Genomic DNA, 16368 nt, shown 5'->3' with positions numbered 1-16368 from the left:
TTCAGACCATGACAACGCGCCCCAAGCTCCCGAAAGCCGATGCCGCCGCCTGGCTGGCGCTGGATGCGCAGCTGTGCTTCGCGCTGTATTCGGCCTCGCTGGCGATGACCAAGCTGTACAAGCCGCTGCTCGAGCCGCTGGGGCTGACCTACCCGCAGTACCTGGTGATGCTGGTGCTGTGGGAAGCCGATGGCCAGCCGGTCAACGCGATCGGCGAGCGGTTGACGCTCGATTCCGGCACCCTGACGCCGCTGCTCAAGCGGCTCGAGGCGGCGGGGCTGGTGCACCGCCTGCGCGATGCGGCCGACGAGCGGCGTGTGCTGATCCGGCTCACGGCCGAGGGCCGCGCCCTCAAGGCCAAGGCGCTGGCGGTGCCGCAGCAGGTGCTCTGTGCCGCGCAGTGTCAACTCGACGAGATCACCTCGCTCACGCAGCGGCTGAAGGCCCTGCGCGACAACCTCACCCAGGCAAGCGCCTGAGCTTTCACCCCCACCTCACCACAGGACGATCCGCACCATGGCTCTCGACAAGGTTCTCTACACCGCCCACGCCACCTCCACCGGCGGCCGCACCGGCACCTCGAAGACGGACGACGGCCGCCTGCAGCTGACCCTGAGCACGCCGAAGGAACTGGGCGGCGACGGCGGCGCGGGCACCAACCCCGAGCAACTGTTCGCCGCGGGCTATTCGGCCTGCTTCATCGGCGCCATGAAGGCGGTTGCCGCCAGGCAGAAGATCGCGCTGCCGGCCGACGTGTCGATCAGCGCCGATGTCGGCATCGGCCCGATCCCGGCCGGCTTCGGCATCCAGGTGGCGATGCGCATCAGCGTGCCCGGCATGGAGCGCGCCGCCGCCGAAGCGCTGGTCGCCGCCGCGCACCAGGTCTGCCCGTACTCGAACGCCACCCGCGGCAACATCGACGTGTCGCTGACGGTCGTCTGACCCTTGGTCTGACCCCCCTTGTCACCGGCGCGTCACGGGCGGGTCACGTGCCCGTCATCGGCAGCCACGAGGCTCCCCGGGTTGTTTCACCCGAGGAGCCTTTTCCATGTCCAAGAACCTCATCGGCGCGCTCGCCCTGGCCTGCGCCGCCGCCTGCCTGCCGGCCCACGCCGCCGTCACGCTGATCGCCAGGGGCAGCCTGCCCGGCGACGGCGCCGACCTCTCGGGCCTCACGCACACGCTCGAGAACGGCGCGCCGGCCAACCTGCTCGGCGGCCTGGGCTCGGGCCTGGCATGGGCCGGCAGCAATACCTTCGTGACCGTACCGGACCGTGGCCCGAACGCGAGCGACTGGAACGCCGACGTGGACCACACGACCTCGTGGGTGCCCCGATTCGACACGCTGACCCTGACGCTGGCCGCGCTGCCCGATGGCAACCTGCCGATGACGCTGTCGGCCGAACTGAACGCGACCACGCTGCTGTACAGCCGCGATGGACTTGCCTACGGCCCGGCCGTGCCGCCGAACAACACCAAGGGCCACCACTACTTCTCCGGTCGCTCGGACAATTTCGACCCGTCGACGAATTCGCTCGGCCCGCTCGACGCCCGCTTCGATCCGGAGGGCATCCGTGTCTCGCGCAACGGCAAGCACGTCTACATCACGGATGAGTACGGCCCCTACGTCTACGAATTCAGCCGTGCCACCGGCAAGCGCACCCGCGTGTTCGCGTTGCCCGAGTCGATCTTCGCCGTCACGACGAAGGCGGCGACGGGCGCGGCCGAGATCGGCAGCAACACGCGCGGCCGCGTGGCCAACAAGGGCATGGAGGGCCTGGCGATCTCGCCCGACGGCTCGACCTTGTTCGGCTTCGTGCAGAGCCCGCTGCTGCAGGACGGCGGCGACGGTGGCCGCGCCAACCGCATCGTGAAGATCGACATCGCCACCGGCGCGGTCAGCCAGTACGCCTATGACAACTTCATCCCGGCGCTGAACAAGGCGTACAACAGCAGCGAGATCCTGGCGTTGAACCGCCATGAGTTCCTGGTGCTCGAACGCGACGGCAAGGGTCTGGGCGACGGATCGTCGGCCGTCGTGAAGCAGCTGTGGAAGGTCGATCTGGCCGGCGCCGAGGACGTGAGCGCCCTCGAGGGCGCCGAGGCGCTGCTCGCCAAGGCACCGGCCAAGACGCTGTTCGCCGACCTGCGCGCGGTGCTGAACGCCGCCGGCGTCGGCGATGTGCAGATTCCCGCCAAGCTCGAAGGCATGGCCTTCGGCCCGGACGTGGTGGTCGATGGGGTCACCAGGCACACGCTGTACGTGGCCAACGACAACGACTTTCTCGCCACCGCACCGGGGGGCCTGGCCAACCCGAACCAGTTCTTCGTCTTCGCTTTCGACGACGCGGACCTGGCCGGCTCGGCCTACGACCTGCAGCAGTTCAAGCAGCCGAAGTAAGGATCTCCAGCAGCAGCTCGATGCGCGCCTTCGCCGGTGACAGCTCGCCGGCCGAGGGCAGCGCGCCCGCCGGCGCGCCGACCACGGCGGCGCCGGCGCAACGCGTGGCGCGCAGCACCCGCACGCCGGTGGCCTGCGCACGCGCCAGGGCCGCCAGCAACGAGGCATGCACGGTGCCGTTGCCGGTGCCTTCGACCACCAGGCCGCGTGCGCCGGCGGCCACCAGCGCATCGACGACCACCCCGTCGGCACCGGCATGGCTGACGACGATGTCGACCCTCGGCCAGGCCGCTGGGTCGGTGCCGATGGCCGACATGCCCAGCGGCGTGCCGGCCGGCCAGGGACGCAGCGCGCGCAGCTGGCCCTCCTGGATCAATGCCACCGGCCCCGCTTCACCCGAGCTGAAGGCATCGAGCGCGAAGGGCAGCGCCTTGCGCACGTCCACCGGGCCATGCACGCGGCCCTGCAGCACCGCGAGCACGCCGCGCACGTCAAGGTGGGCGGCGATGGTCACGGCATCGAGCAGGTTTTGCGGCCCGTCGGACTGCAGCGAGGTCACCGGCCGCATCGCCGCGGTCAGCACGACCGGCTTCGCCGGCCCCAGGACGCGGTGCAGGAAGTAGGCTGTCTCCTCCAGCGTGTCGGTGCCGTGGGTCACCACGATGCCCGCGACTTCCGGCCGCGCCAGGTGGTGCACCAGGCGCTCGGCCAGCGTCCGCCAGATCGCGTGGCTCATGTCCTTGCTGTCGACCTGGGCCACTTGCTCGGCCTCGAGCGCGCGGCCCGCCAGCGCCGGCACCGCCGCCACCAGGTCCGCCACGCCCACCTGGCCGGCGGTGTAGCCGACGTCGTCGCCCGAGCCGGCGATCGTGCCGCCGGTGGCGAGGATCACCACGAGGCCGTCACTGTGCTGTGAATTGTTTTGCATTTTGCGAAGCTCTGGATAAAAATACAGCTACTGGATGCAACCTCAGCCGTACCGGTTCGTCGGTAGGCCCGCTGCCATGATGGAAAGCCCGAAGCTCACTGCGCGCCAACAGCAGATTCTCGACCTGGTGCAAACCACCATCGAGCGCACTGGCGCCCCGCCCACCCGGGCCGAGATCGCCGCCGAGCTGGGCTTTCGCTCGCCGAATGCGGCCGAAGAGCATTTGCAGGCGTTGGCCCGCAAGGGCGTGATCGAGCTGGTGGGGGGCACGTCGCGCGGCATTCGCCTGCAGTCCAACACGCTGCGCGCCCTGAACGAAGCGCGCGGCAAGCAATTCTCGCTGCCGCTGCCGAGCCTGGCGCAGCTCACGCTGCCGCTGGTCGGCCGGGTGGCCGCCGGCAACCCCATCCTCGCGCAGGAAAACATCGACCAGACCTACCTGCTCGAGGCCAGCCTGTTCCCGCGCCGGCCCGATTACCTGCTGAAGGTCAAGGGCATGAGCATGCGCGACGCCGGCATCATGGATGGCGACCTGCTCGCCGTGCAGAAGACCAGCGACGCACGCAACGGCCAGATCGTCGTCGCCCGGCTCGACGACGAGGTCACCGTCAAGCGCCTGCACCGCACGCGGCATGCGATCGAGTTGCTGCCCGACAACCCCGATTTCCAGCCCATCATCGTCGCACCCGGCCAATGCGAATTCGCGATCGAAGGCGTCGCCGTGGGCCTGGTGCGTCAACACATGCTGTTCTGACGAAGTGAGCACGTTGGGCCGCGCCGAAACCCCTGCCATGCCGATCCGCCCCATCCGCCCCGTCCGCCCGATCAAGGCGCCCAAGGCCGCCTCGGCCGCCGAGTGCCAGGCGCTGGAGCAACTGCCCAACGTGGGCCCGGCGATGGCGGGCGACCTGCGGCTGCTCGGCATCCAGCACCCGGCGGATCTGCGCGGGCGCGATGCCTTCGCGCTGTACCGGGCGCTCGAGCGCGCCACCGGCCAGCGGCAGGATCCTTGCGTCCTCGACACCTTCATGGCCATCGTCGATTTCATGCAGGGCGCCGAGCCCAAGCCTTGGTGGGCCTACACCGCCGCGCGCAAGCAGCTGCACGGTCAGGTGGCCGCGGCAGGCTGACCGGCTCGCCCTGCGGGCCACGTCCGGCAGCCCTTCATCCGGTTCGCAATCGGTCGCGCTGCGCCAGCGCCGGGAACAGCCGCCACCACAGCAGCACCACCGCGATGGTGCCGAAGCCGCCGAGCAGCACCGAGCCGACCGGCCCGAGCAGGGCCGCCGTCGCGCCCGATTCGAATTCGCCGAGCTGGTTGCTCGCGCCGATGAAAACCGAGTTGACCGCGCCGACGCGGCCGCGCATGTCCTCGGGTGTCTCCAGCTGAACCAGCGATTGGCGGATCACCACGCTGATCATGTCGGCCGCGCCCGAAAGCGCCAGCATCACGAATGCCAGCGCCGCGCTGCGCGCGAGGCCGAAGCCGACCATCGACACGCCGAACACCGCGACGGCGCCGAGCAGCCAGGCGCCGGCGTGGCGCTCGATGCCGCGGCGCGCAATCACCAGCCCGACGAGCACCGCGCCGGCCGCCGGGGCCGAGCGCAGCAGCCCCAGGCCCTGCGGGCCGATCTCGAGGATGTCCTTAGCGAAGATCGGCAGCAGCGCCGTCGCGCCGCCCAGCAGCACCGCGAACAGGTCGAGCGAGATCGCGCCCAGCATCACCGGCCGCTGCCAGATGAAGCGCAAGCCCGCCGTCACGCTGGCCCAGCTCGCCGCTGCGGTGCGCTCGAAGGTCGCGCGGTGGCGCAGCAGCGCCACGGCGCCGATCGACAGCAGCAGCATCACCAGGGCCGCGAGGTAGACCATCACCGCACCGGGCGCGGCGCCGAAGCGGCCGGGCTCGAGGGTGGCGGCCGCGCCGTAGATCGCCCCGCCCAGCGCCGGGCCGATGACGATCGCGCCCTGCATCACCGAGCTGCTGGCCGCCACCGCGCGCGGCAGCAGCACCGGCGGCACCAGCGACGGTGTCAGCGCCTGCAGCGCCGGCATCTGCACCGCGCGCGCCACGCCCAGCAGCACCGAGGTGCCGAGGATCCAGCGCGCGTCGACCCAGCCCTGGGCGCTGCCCCAGGCCAGGGTCAGCGCCACCAGCGCCTGCAGCCCGAGACTCGCCGCCAGCATCAGGCGGCGGTCGTGCCGGTCGACGAGGTGCCCCGCCGGCAGTGTGAACAGCAGTGCCGGCAGGAACTGCGCAAGCCCGACGAAGCCCAGCGCCCAGGCGCTGGTGGTGATCTCGTAGACCTGCCAGCCCAGCGCCACCATCAACATCTGGTTGGCCGCCGTGCCGGCGATGCGCGCGCCGAGCAGGCGCAGGTAGTCGTGCTGGTCGCGCAGGCGAGGCGATGGAGAAGGAAGGCCGGACATCGTGCGGACGATTGTCACGGCACTCCCCGACAAAGGCGCTCCGAAGGAGCCGCCACCCTCAAGTGGCGTGCGCGGATGCGGCTTCGCCGGTCCGCTGCGCGAGCCCCCACGGGGGGCAGCCCCCGGAGGGGGCGTGGGGGCTCAATCAGCCTGCAGCCTTGAAGGCCATCACGGCCTGATTGCGCAGCGTGCGCAGCAGGCTCAGTTCCTTTTCACCGAAATCGATCGGCATCGCCTGGCGATCGGCGTAGATCAGCGCGAACGGCGCGCCCTTGAGCATCATCGGCAGCAGCAAGAAGCTCATCGCGGGCGCGCCGCGGTACCAGGCCGGCAGGCGCGGCGCGAGGCCGGCGCTGCGGCCGTCGGTGATCAGCGTATCGGCGCCCTTCAGGCAAGCGGCGGCGAAGAGGTCGGTGGCCTGTGAGCCACGTGCGTCGATCACGAAGCGCGGTGCCAGCGACGAGCCCCCCTCGCCCAGGCCGATGCGGCCGGTCAACAGGCCCGACTTGGCGTCACGCAGGCAGAACACCACGCGGTCGAAGGCCAGGCCCTGATGGATGGTGTCGAGGATCAGCTTCAGCACCTCGTTGAGCCGGAAGCTGTCGCCGGCCATCGAGCTGGTCACGTCGGCAATGCCGGCCGACAGCATGGCTTCGGCCTGCTCGGGGGTGCGGCAGGCAGGCAGCACCAGCGTGGTGTCGTCGCTGTGATCGGGTGAAGCAGCCGCGGCAAGTTCGACAGGAGCGGCGGGCGCCCCGGCAAGTGCAGGCGGCACCAGCGTGCTCATCAGCCGGCGGGCACGCGTCTTCGTACCCACCTCGATCTTCAGGCTGATCGCCATCTCGGACAGGTGCACGCGGGCGACTTTCAGCGCCTCGCCGAAATCCTCGGCCCGCATGTCCAGCGCGCGGGCATACCGCTCGCCGAGCGCCAGCACCCGTTGCTCCGTCTGCGCCGGGTCGCCTTCGAGCAGGATCTGCACCAGCTCACCCGACGCACGCACGCGCCAGCGCATGCGGTCGACGGCGGCCTCGACCGCGCGGCCCGGCACCTCGTCCTGCGGCGGGCTCATCACGCGGCGCAGGTGATCCGGCAGGCCCCAGGACTGGGCCACGCCGAGCCCGAGGTCGTCGTAGCTCAGGCCCAGCACGTCGGCGGCCACGCGGGCCTCGCTGGGTGCCTCGGCGGAGGTTTCGCGCAGGCCGCTGCGGGCGCTGCGCTGGCGGATCTGCGCCGCCTCCTCGGGAAAGTAGTACTCGGCCAGCATGCGCCCGAGGTGGCTCAGCATGCCGCCGAGAAAGGCCTCTTCACGCTCGCGCGTGGGCGGCGATAGCTGGTCGACCAGCGTGCCGGTCAGCAAGGCCGCCAGGAACAGCTCCTTCATGCGCTGGGCATGGGTCTGGTCCTTCATGTGCTCGAGCAGCACGACCGACAGTGCCATGTTGCGGATGCCGGCGAAACCGATCAGCGCGGTCGCGCGCGACACGGTCGAGATCTCGCCGGCACCGACGTGGCGGAAGTGCGCGGTGTTGACCAGGCGCAGCAGCTTCTGCGTCAGCGCCACGTCCTTCAGGATCTCGGCCGACAGGGCCTGCAGGCTCTCGTTCTCGGAAGCCGTGACGCGCTGGATGCGCATCACCGAATCCGACAGCGCAGGGAAATCACCATGCAGCCGCATGCGGCGCAGCAGGAATTCGAGCGTGCCGTGGCCGCCCGGCTGCGGGGCGGCGTCGGGCGGGGTCAGCCAGCGGGCGAGCGCATCGCGGAATTCGGCGGCACTGGCGAAACGGCCCTCCGGCGAACGCGCCGTGGCGCGCATCACCATCGTGCGCAGCTTGTCGTCGACCACCACCTTGCTGTCCGGCCAGACGAGATCCTGTTCGATGACCTGGCGCAGGGCGGCCTGGGGCGTGGCGGGGATCGGCCGCAGGTGGGCACCCAGCAACAGCTGCCCGAGCATCATGCCGGCGGCGAACACGTCCATCGCCGGCGCCGGGGCCTGGCCGCTCGCGGCCTCGGGCGAGATGTAGCCCGGCGTGCCGACGATGCGCCCGTCGTGCGCCGCGGCGATCTTGGCGGCGATGCCGAAGTCCATCACCCGCGCCCGGCCATCGCCGCCGACCAGGATGTTCGAGGGCTTCAGGTCGCGGTGCACCACGCCGCGGGCATGGGCAAACGCGAGTGCGTCCAGCACCTCGCGCATCAGCTCGGCAGCCTCGCGCGCGGGCATGGGCCCCATGCCCTTGAGTTTGTCGAACAGCGTCGGCCCGTCGACCCGTTCGAAGACGAGGAAGACGGCCTCGCCGTCCTGGTCGGCGTCGTAGACGGGCACGATGCCCGGATGGGCCAGCGCGCTGGTGGCGCGCGCCTCGGCGAGCCATTCGGTGATGACGTCGGTGCTCGCGCCGGCGTTGACGACCTTGACCGCCACTTCGCGCTGCAGCTTGGGATCCCAGCCCAGCCAGACGGTCGCCTGCGCGCCGCGGCCGAGCACGCGCTGCAGCTCGAAGCGGCCGACGCGCTGGACGGCTGCGCGAGCGGTGGATTTCGGGGTGGCCGCGGTGGCTGCGGTCATGTCAGGGTCCCTGCCAGCGCTTCGGACCACGGGCCGGCAGGCGGCCTGGGTGCGGCAGCGGGCTTGTTGGCGTCGGCGCCCGCAGGCTGTTCGGCGGCAGGCGCGGAGGCACCGGTGGCGGGCGGCGGTGAACGGCGCCGCGCGCCCTCGCCCTGCAGCGCCTCCTGTATCTCCTTGCCTGTCAGGCCGAGCGGGCGGGCATAGCGCTGCACGATCAGGTTCAGCGCCTTCGCGGCGCGGTCGGCCGGCAGGCCCATCGCATCGACCAGGTCGTTCGCGCAGCTCGCGCTGACGCGCAGGATGTCGGCATCCGACTCGGGGGTGCGCACGGGCGCGGTCGGCGGCACACGGCGGATCATGTGCTGTACCGAGTCGTCCAGCCCCCAATGGCGAGCCACGGCCGCGCCGAGCGCCTCGAGGTCGGCGCCGAGCACGGCGTACGAAGCGGCTTCGGCGCTCATGCCGGGTTCTTCCTTGGTCTCGGTCGGTGCGGCCGCGGTCTTGCGGGGCAGCGTCACGAGCGTGGGCTGCATCAGCCGGCGAATCTGGCCGGCCTCGTCGGGAAAGTGGTACTGCACGAGCAATCGGCCCAGGTTCTGCAGCAGGGCGATCAGGTAGACCACCTCGCCGTCGTAGCCCGCAGGCACGAGCCGGGTGGCCACGCGACCAGCGCGCTTGACGCGGCGGATCAGCGTCTCCATCTCGTTGGCGGCCTGCTCGTTCATCGGGCCGGGCCAGCGGCGCAGCGACAGCGCGGTGCGACGCACGCCATCCAGCCCCAGCATGGCGATCGCGCGGCGCAGCATCAGCACCGGGCCGTCGCCCGAAACACGGCCGCCCGCCAGCGTGGCGTTGTTGACGGTGCGCAGCAGCTCGAAGCTGAGCGCGATGTCGTCGAGCACGATCTCGGCCAGGTCGCTGGTGCGCGCGCTTTCCATCAGCGCGAGGCGGGCCGCACGGTCGGCGCTGCCGGGTTGTGCCGGGAGCGTGCCGACCTGGCGCAAGCGATCCAGCAGCAGCGCGAGCGGGCCGCCGTCCTGCTCGGTCGTGGTCTTGATCCAGCCTTCGAGCGCACGCTGCAGCGTGCGGGCGTTGAGATAGCGGTGACGCTCCTGGCGGTCGGTCGCGCGGTTGACGATCGCGCGCAGCGGCTCGGGAATCGGCCGCGGCACGCTCCACGGCAGGCGGACGAAATCGCTGCCCAGCGGGGGCATCGCGGCGATGACCTTGCCGATGTCCGGCTCGTCCAGCGGCGGCTGGCCGGACAGGCCCCAGTGGGCGATGAGGCCCAGCGCCAGCACATCCTGGCCGGCGGCATCGCGCACGGCGCGCAGCTCGTCCAGCCCGCCCGGCTGGGTGACCGAGGCCCGCGGCGCGCCGGCAACTTCGAGCCCCAGCACGCTGACATGGCCTTCTTCGTCGACCAGCAGCGACCAGGGTTGCAGATCATGGTGTGCGGTGCCGGCCTCGTGGGCGAAGGCGAGGCCTTGCGCCGCCTGCGCCACCCAGTGCGCCAGCTCGGTGGCGGCGAGGCCTTGCGCGCCGAGCTTCTCGGCCCAGGTGAGCCGGCCACCGCGTTCGTAGACGACGTAGGGCCAGCGCTCGTGCTCGCCGATGTCGAGCGGCCGCGCCAGGCGCGGGTGGTTCAGCCGCGCCGCGCGGCGCACCGCGTGGTGCCAGGCCGCTGCCCCCTCGCCCGGCTGGGTGCGCGGCATCGCGAGCATCAGCTCCACGTTGTCGCGCGGGTCGACGGCCAGCCACAGCATGCCGCGCTCGCTCTTGCCGAGCAGGCGCAGCAACTGGAAGCGGCCGAACAGGCGCACGCCACCCGTCAGGCTGGCGGAGCGGGTATCGGGAGGATTCGGGGCAAGCGAGGCCATGGTTCTTCTCCGATTGAACCTCGCCGCACACCCGCCCAGTGCCCGGAAGAGCGCGGGAAAGCGTGATCAATTCGCGCTCAAGCGGGCCGGCAAGCTCAGCCCAGCTCGATCAGGTCGCCACGGCCGGTCACGAAGGCGGCATGCACCCGCTCGCCAGGCTGCAGGGCCGCCACGGCCTGGCGGTAGCGGGCCAGTTGGGCCCGGTTCTCGGCGTCGTCCTGCGGCCGGGGCTCGAGCTTGTAGTCGAGCACCCACCAGGTGCGTTCGGCCTGCGCGGGGGAGCGCAACGCCACCAGCCGGTCGATGCGCAGCGGCTCGCCCCCGTCGGCGATCGGCACCTCATCGCCGGCCCAGTCGATCTGCGGGCCGCGCAGCAGCGGCGCGCAGGCCGCGCTGGCGAGCACGGCCTCGGCGGCGCGGCGGGCCAGCGCCAGCTCGTCGGGCGCAAGGCCGAACTCGGCCGCGGCGGCCGGGGCGGCGGCGTCCAGCCAGTCGGTTTCCCGGTCCGCCGGCGGCGCGCTCGGCCCGGTGCTCCACTGCATCAACCGGTGAAAGGCTTCGCCGATCAGCGTCGCCCGGCTGCCCGCCGAAGCCAGCACGCCGGCCGGTGCCGCGCGCGGCACCGGCGGACGCGAGAGCAACGGCGCCGGCCAGGCGATGACCTCGACGGTGTCCGTGGCAGCAGCGGCGGCCGAATTCGACGGCGGCACTGCGGGCACCCAAGGCTGGGCGTGCGGGAGCAGCCGGTCCCACCAGGCCGGGTCCGATGCCTTGCGACGCGGTTCGATGCAGGACAGCACCAGCCGCTGCCGCGCCCGGGTGATCGCGACGTACAGGCCGTTCAACTCCTCGCGCGCGGACTCAGCCGCCTCGGCATCACGCAGCGGCCGCAGCGACGGCGCCAGGCGCGCCCAGCGGCCGACGAAGGCCACCGCGGCCGGGTGGTCCTGCGCGACCGGCCAGTCGACCAGCAGGCTGCCGGTTTCCGCGTTGCGCGCCTCCGGGTCGGTGTCCATCAGGAACACGACCTCGGATTCCAGCCCCTTGGCGCCGTGCACGGTGAGCAGGCGCACCGCATCTTCGGCCGGCGCGACGCTGCCGGTCAGCCAGCCGCTCTTGAGCGCACGCACGAAACGGTAGGGGCTGGTGTAGCGCCCCCCATCGAGCGCCAGCGTCTGGGCGAGCAGGCTGTCGATCACCGCGCGGGCGTGGTCGCGCCGCTCGGGCGGCGCGGCCTGCACCAGCCGGGCGGCGATGTCGCCCTCGTGCAGCACGCGGTCGAGCAGGTCGTGCGGCGGCAGCGCGCGCGCCGCCTCGGCCCAGCGGGCCAGCAGCGGCGCCGCGCGGGCCAGTGCGGGCGGCGCGTCGATGCCGGCCGACTGCAGCGCGGCCCACCATCCACCGCGGGCCGGGCCACGCGAACGGGTGGCCAGCCACAGCAGATCGGCATCGCTCGCGCCGAAGACCGGGCTCTTCAGCGCCTGGGCCAGCGAGAGGTCGTGGCCCGGCGACGCCAGCGTGTCGAGCAGCGCGATCAGGTCGCGCGCCTCCGGCTCGTCGGCCAGCTGCAGGTCTTCGGGGCGCACGTGCGGGATGTGCAGCGTTCGCAGCGCGTCGGACAGGTGGCCGAGCACGCTGCGCCGGCGCGCCAGCACCTGGATGTCGCCCGGGCGCAGCGCACCGGCCGACAGCAGCTCGGCGATCGCCGCGGCCACCTGCCGCGCCTCGGCCGCGCTGCGGCGCTCCTGCTCCTCGATGCGCGGCACGGTCAGGCTGTCGCGCCATTCGAGTGGTGCATCACGGTCGGCCCGCGCGCGCTGCGGCGGCTTGGGCTCGCGCGGCAGCGCGAAGACGCCGGCCAGGCCATCGCCCGGCGATGCGTCGACCTCCGTGGTGTGCGGCCGGAAGCCGGCATAGGCGCCCGCTTGCTGGGCCGCCGCGAAGACCTCGTTCATCGCGGTCAGCACAGCCGGCGCATTGCGCCGTGTGTGGTCGCAGGCCAGGCGCCGGCCGCCGAGCGCCAGCGCGACGAAATCACCCGCCGCGGCGAACACGCGCGGTTCGGCGCGGCGGAAGCGGTAGATGCTCTGCTTGGGGTCGCCGACGATGAAGACCGACAGCGGCTCGCGCCCGCTCGCGCCGCCGCCGGCGCCGGCGTAGCCCTCGAGCCAGGGGCGCAGCGCATGCCACTGCAACGGGCTGGTGTCCTGGAACTCGTCGATCAGCAGGTGCCGCAGCCGCGCGTCCAGCCGCTCCTGGATCCAGCCGGCCCAGTCGCCTTCGCTCAACAACTGCAGCGCGACGTTCTCCAGGTCCGCCATGTCGACCAGCGCCCGCTCTCGCTTGAGCGCCGCGTATTCGGCCAGCAGCACGCGCACCAGCGGCACCATGCGGCGGTGGTCCTCGTGCGCCTCGTGCTGCATCACCTGCTCGTCCATGGCCACCAGGCAGTCGCTCAGCGCAGCGAACTCGGGCGGCACGCCGGCCAGCTTGCGCAACGAGCCCTCGTCGGTGTGCACGGCCTTCCAGGCGAGCGCGAAGGCTTGCACCGGGTCGGTGGCGGCCAAGGCCTGCTGCAGCCAGCGCGCCGATTTGTGGTGATGGACCTTGTCCACGGCCGCCAGCGCGTGCGCCAGCGTGGCGACCATGTCCCGCAGCGGCGCGGCCGACCATTGCTCGAGCGGGTGAGCGAGACCGGCACAGGCGGCGAACTGCAGCGAGGCTGGCGGCACCGCGTTTTCGAGCACACCGGCCGCGTCGGCCCGCTCGATCTCGCTGCGCCGCAGCCAGGCCGATTGGAGCCAGCGCGACAGCGTGCTGCGCCCCTGGCGCGCGACGAGCGCGTGGTAGTCGGCGCGAAGGCCGGCATCGGCGGCCACGCGGCGCTGGAAGCGGCGCATCAGCTCGGGGCCCAGCTCCTGCGGATCCTCGATCAAGGCCATGCCCGACGACAGACCCAGCCCGGTCAGGACCTCGAGCGGCGCCATGCGCAGCAGCTGCGCGAACCAGGCGTGGAAGGTGCGGACCTGCACCATGCGTCCGCTGGCCAGCACGCGCTCGTGCAGACGGCCCAGCGCCGGCGCCAGGCGCTCGGCATCGGCGGCGGACAACCCGCGCTGGCGCAGCGCCTGCACGCGTTGCGCCGAGGTCGAGCGCGCCTCCGAGAACTCGGCCAGCCAGCCCGCCAGCCGCTCGCGCATCTCGCCCGCCGCCTTGCGGGTGAAGGTGATCGCGAGGATCTGCTGCGGCTCCGCGCCCTCGAGCAGCGCACGCAGGATGCGCGACACCAGCATCCAGGTCTTGCCGGCACCGGCACAGGCCTCGACGACCACGCTCTGGCGCGGGTCGCAGGCGGTGGCGTAGAACGCGACGCGATCGGCCTGCGTGCCGTCGATGCGGTAGGCCGCCTGTGCGCTCATGGCGTGCCCCCTTCCGGCCTGGCCGCCCAGTGGTCCCGCCGGCACAGGCCGCGCGCCTCGCAGTGCTCGCAGATCTCGCCCCGCCCCAGCGCCAGCATCGGCTCGCCGGCGCGCAGGCGCTGCAGTTCGTCGCCCAGGCCCTGGACCAGCAACGCGGCCGTCTCGCCGACCCGCGCGTGCGGCAACTCGACCGGCGAGGCCCGGTCGTCCATCGCCAGGTAGGCCGCGCTGATCGCCTCGGGCGCCGCATCACCGGCGACGAGGGCCGCGTAGAACGCGAGCTGGGTGTCTTCGCTGCGGTCGGCGAGCTGCGCCTTCAGCCCCGCCACGCTGCCGGTCTTGTAGTCCAGCAACTGCAGCCGGCCCTCGGCCTGGCGGTCGAGCCGGTCGAGCCGGCCCTGCAGCGCGATGCCGCCCAGCGCCTCGGGCTCGATGCGGCGCTCCTGCTCCCCCTGCGACCAGAACCAGCCCTCGGCCTCGCGCGCATGCAGCCAGCGCAAGTAGGGCTCGACCAGGGCTTCGAAGCTGGCGAGAAAGGGCAGCAGATCGGCATCCGCATGCGCCGATGCCGCCTGCTCCTGTTGAGCCGCATCGTGCAGCCGCCGCCGGTCGATCCCGAGGTCGGTGGTCGGGATGCGCTCGTGATGGAAACGCCACAACACCGCGTGCAGCCAATTGCCGTAGTCGCGCTTGGCGAGCTCGCGGTCGAGCTCGTCCGCCTCGCCCAGGCCGAGGATCACGCGGCTGAAGAAGCGGTAGGGGCAGGCCCGCAGCGCCTCGACCGCGCTGGCGCTGAGCTGGGACGGCCAGCGTGCACTGGCGACGGCCTGCGGCGGCGTGACCGCCTGCGCCGCGCGCACGCCCGTGGGCAACTGCGGCCGGACGCGCGGCAGCTCGCGCGCGCCCTCGGGCCCGGCGAGCCAGGCCAGCCGCAGGCGCTCGAGCAAGGGGCTGGCGCCCAGCGGCTCGCTGCCCTCGGCCTGCCGGCGCAACAGCGTGACGCGCGGCAGGCGCAGCAACTGCGCGAAGGCCAGCGCTTCGCGCTGCCGCTGCGCCGCCGGGCCATCCAGCCCCAGCGCCTCGGCCAGCGCCGGCCCGATGAGCTCGGGTTGCGGCTCGGCCGCACCGAGGCGCCGCTCGTCGGTGCCCGGAAAGACCACTGCGTCGAAGGGCCGCAGCATCGCGCGCGCCAAGGGCGTGATGACGACGCGCGCCGCGGCGTCGTGCGGCGGCACGAAGCTCGCATCGGCGAGCACCTCGTCGACCCAGGCGACCAGCTCGTCGAGCGTCATCGTGGCCCGTCGCGCAAGCGCCTGCCAGGCGCCGTGGGCCTGGGCCTGCGGTTCCAGCCGCAGCGCGTCCAGCACGGCGCGTCCGGCCGCGTCGTCGCGCCAGCGGGCGGCTTCAAGCGGGTCGGTCAGGCACAGCACACCCAGGCGATCGAGCCAATCGGCAAGCGGGCGGCGGCGCTCGGCCAGCAGCGGGGCCAGCCGTGCCTGAGCGTCGGCCCACAGCGTGTCGGCCAACGCCTTCGCGTCGTCGGGCAGCCGCCGGCCTCGCCACGATGCCTCGAGCGCGGCGAGCGCCTCGGGGCGCGCCAGGCCGAGCGGGTCGTCCTTCAGCCAGTCCAGCCGCTGGTCGGCGGCAGTCGAATCCGAGCGTCCGGGCCGCAGGCCCTGTGCCGCCCGCAGCAGCGCCATCAGCCGCGCCGCGGCCCGTGTCGTGGCCAGGCGCCAGCCGGTGTCGTCGATCACCGGCACACCGAAACGCTCGAGCAGCGCACGCACGCGGCGCATGGCCTCGCGGTCCTGCGCGATCAAGGCGACCTGCACCGCCTCGCCGGCCTCGAGCTCGGCCAGCACCTGCGCGCAGGCGGCCTGGGCCTCGGCCTCGGCATCGACGCACGAGCCCTCGGCCGGCGGCTGCCCCTGCCGCGAGAGGCTGAACAGGTCGTGGGGCGGTGGATCGGCGTCGAGCACGAGGCAAGCCGTGCCCTCGGCGGCCGCTTCGATCAGCAGTGACTCGGCCAAGGGCTCGACGCCGCCGGCGCGCAGCAAGATCCACGCCGAGGGGCGCAGCCGGCGCAACGTGTCTGCATCGAAGGCATCGGCGCTGGCCGCCCATTCGAGTGCGATGCGCGCCAGCTGCCGCTCGACACCACCCGGCCCCTGGCCGCCGGCCAGCAGCGCGCGCGCCTCGGCCCACCAACCGGCACGTTCATGCGGCGGCCGGCTGGCCGCCGCGGCCAGCAGCGATTGGGCGCAGCGCACCAGGGCCTCGACACCTTGTCGGAACGCCCGCGGGTCGTCGCGCGCCCAGGCCGCGCCGGCCGGCTCGTCGCGCAGCCACTGCGCCGCCCGCAGGCGGTTCAACACGGCATCCGGCCCCGGCCCGATCGAGGCGGCACGTGGGCCGAGCTGGGCGCACAGCGTCGCCAGCGTCTCGACCCGCGGCTGCCAGCCGCCGGCCGCGGCCAGGGCCTGGCGCGCCACCGGCAGCAGCGCCGAGTACGGCAGCAACCAGACCGCGTCACGCAGGCCCGCGCCTTGCTCGCTCGCCCAGGCCTGCACCTGCCGCGCGCACGCCAGCCACCAGGCACGGTCGGTGCGGCCGGGTGGCAGAACGATGAAATCGGCGGCAGGGGAAGTCACGTGTTCTGAGCAGGCCGCAGGCGCCCCCGCTGCCCGCAGGGCTGCGGCGGGTTTCGTGGCGGCGTGGCTACAGCCTTTATGTCA

Annotated in this window: 11 protein-coding genes; 5 read left to right on the top strand and 6 right to left on the bottom strand. The window is 72.7% G+C overall.

Annotated features, from left to right (window positions below; all coding sequences use genetic code 11):
- Window positions 1-8: 8 nt before the first annotated feature.
- From VJ693_RS11545 to VJ693_RS11535, 3 genes are all read left to right on the top strand, one after another.
- Window positions 9-479: a MarR family transcriptional regulator gene (locus tag VJ693_RS11545; protein ID WP_324154244.1), complete on the top strand. Its 471-nt coding sequence runs from the start codon at window positions 9-11 to the stop codon at window positions 477-479.
- A 37-nt stretch (window positions 480-516) separates the two neighbouring features.
- Window positions 517-942 carry an organic hydroperoxide resistance protein gene (locus tag VJ693_RS11540; protein WP_324154242.1) on the top strand — a complete coding sequence of 142 codons (426 nt, stop codon included), beginning with the start codon at window positions 517-519 and terminating at the stop codon, window positions 940-942.
- A 106-nt stretch (window positions 943-1048) separates the two neighbouring features.
- Window positions 1049-2401 (top strand): esterase-like activity of phytase family protein, encoded by a 1353-nt coding sequence (locus tag VJ693_RS11535; RefSeq protein WP_324154240.1) that lies wholly within the window; start codon window positions 1049-1051, stop codon window positions 2399-2401.
- Here the strand turns inward: VJ693_RS11535 and VJ693_RS11530 are convergent.
- Window positions 2385-3329: an asparaginase gene (locus VJ693_RS11530; RefSeq protein ID WP_324154238.1), complete on the bottom strand. Its 945-nt coding sequence runs from the start codon at window positions 3327-3329 to the stop codon at window positions 2385-2387. The two genes, VJ693_RS11535 and VJ693_RS11530, sit on opposite strands and share 17 nt — an antisense overlap.
- Before the next feature lie 76 nt (window positions 3330-3405).
- Here VJ693_RS11530 and lexA point away from each other — a divergent pair, with 76 nt between their 5' ends.
- On the top strand, window positions 3406-4083 hold the full coding sequence (gene lexA, locus VJ693_RS11525) for a transcriptional repressor LexA (protein ID WP_324154236.1): 678 nt from the start codon (window positions 3406-3408) through the stop codon (window positions 4081-4083).
- 37 nt (window positions 4084-4120) lie between these two features.
- Window positions 4121-4459: a helix-hairpin-helix domain-containing protein gene (locus tag VJ693_RS11520; RefSeq protein ID WP_324154234.1), complete on the top strand. Its 339-nt coding sequence runs from the start codon at window positions 4121-4123 to the stop codon at window positions 4457-4459.
- Window positions 4460-4493: 34 nt separating this feature from the next.
- Here the strand turns inward: VJ693_RS11520 and VJ693_RS11515 are convergent, their stop codons facing one another.
- The 5 genes from VJ693_RS11515 to VJ693_RS11495 all read right to left on the bottom strand — a co-directional run bounded on the left by VJ693_RS11515 (window position 4494) and on the right by VJ693_RS11495 (window position 16284).
- A complete protein-coding gene (locus tag VJ693_RS11515; RefSeq protein WP_324154232.1) occupies window positions 4494-5759 on the bottom strand; it encodes an MFS transporter in 1266 nt (421 codons plus the stop codon).
- A 145-nt stretch (window positions 5760-5904) separates the two neighbouring features.
- The gene (locus VJ693_RS11510; protein ID WP_324154230.1) at window positions 5905-8334 is read right to left on the bottom strand and encodes a protein kinase domain-containing protein; all 2430 of its coding nucleotides are present in this window, start codon (window positions 8332-8334) and stop codon (window positions 5905-5907) included.
- On the bottom strand, window positions 8331-10214 hold the full coding sequence (locus tag VJ693_RS11505) for an HDOD domain-containing protein (RefSeq protein WP_324154228.1): 1884 nt from the start codon (window positions 10212-10214) through the stop codon (window positions 8331-8333). Before VJ693_RS11505 ends, VJ693_RS11510 begins: the two co-directional genes overlap by 4 nt.
- A 95-nt stretch (window positions 10215-10309) precedes the next feature.
- Complete coding sequence (locus VJ693_RS11500; RefSeq protein ID WP_324154227.1) at window positions 10310-13633, bottom strand: UvrD-helicase domain-containing protein; 3324 nt, start codon at window positions 13631-13633, stop codon at window positions 10310-10312.
- Window positions 13630-16284, bottom strand: a complete 2655-nt coding sequence (locus VJ693_RS11495; protein ID WP_324154225.1) for a PD-(D/E)XK nuclease family protein — start codon at window positions 16282-16284, stop codon at window positions 13630-13632. The genes VJ693_RS11500 and VJ693_RS11495 overlap by 4 nt, the downstream gene beginning before the upstream one ends.
- Window positions 16285-16368 lie beyond the last annotated feature (84 nt).

This window comes from Ideonella sp. (assembly GCF_035254525.1).
In the GTDB taxonomy this organism is placed as follows: Bacteria; Pseudomonadota; Gammaproteobacteria; order Burkholderiales; family Burkholderiaceae_C; genus Ideonella.
Note: the sequence above shows the minus strand (reverse complement) of the source record. Positions and strands in the feature narration are given on the sequence as shown.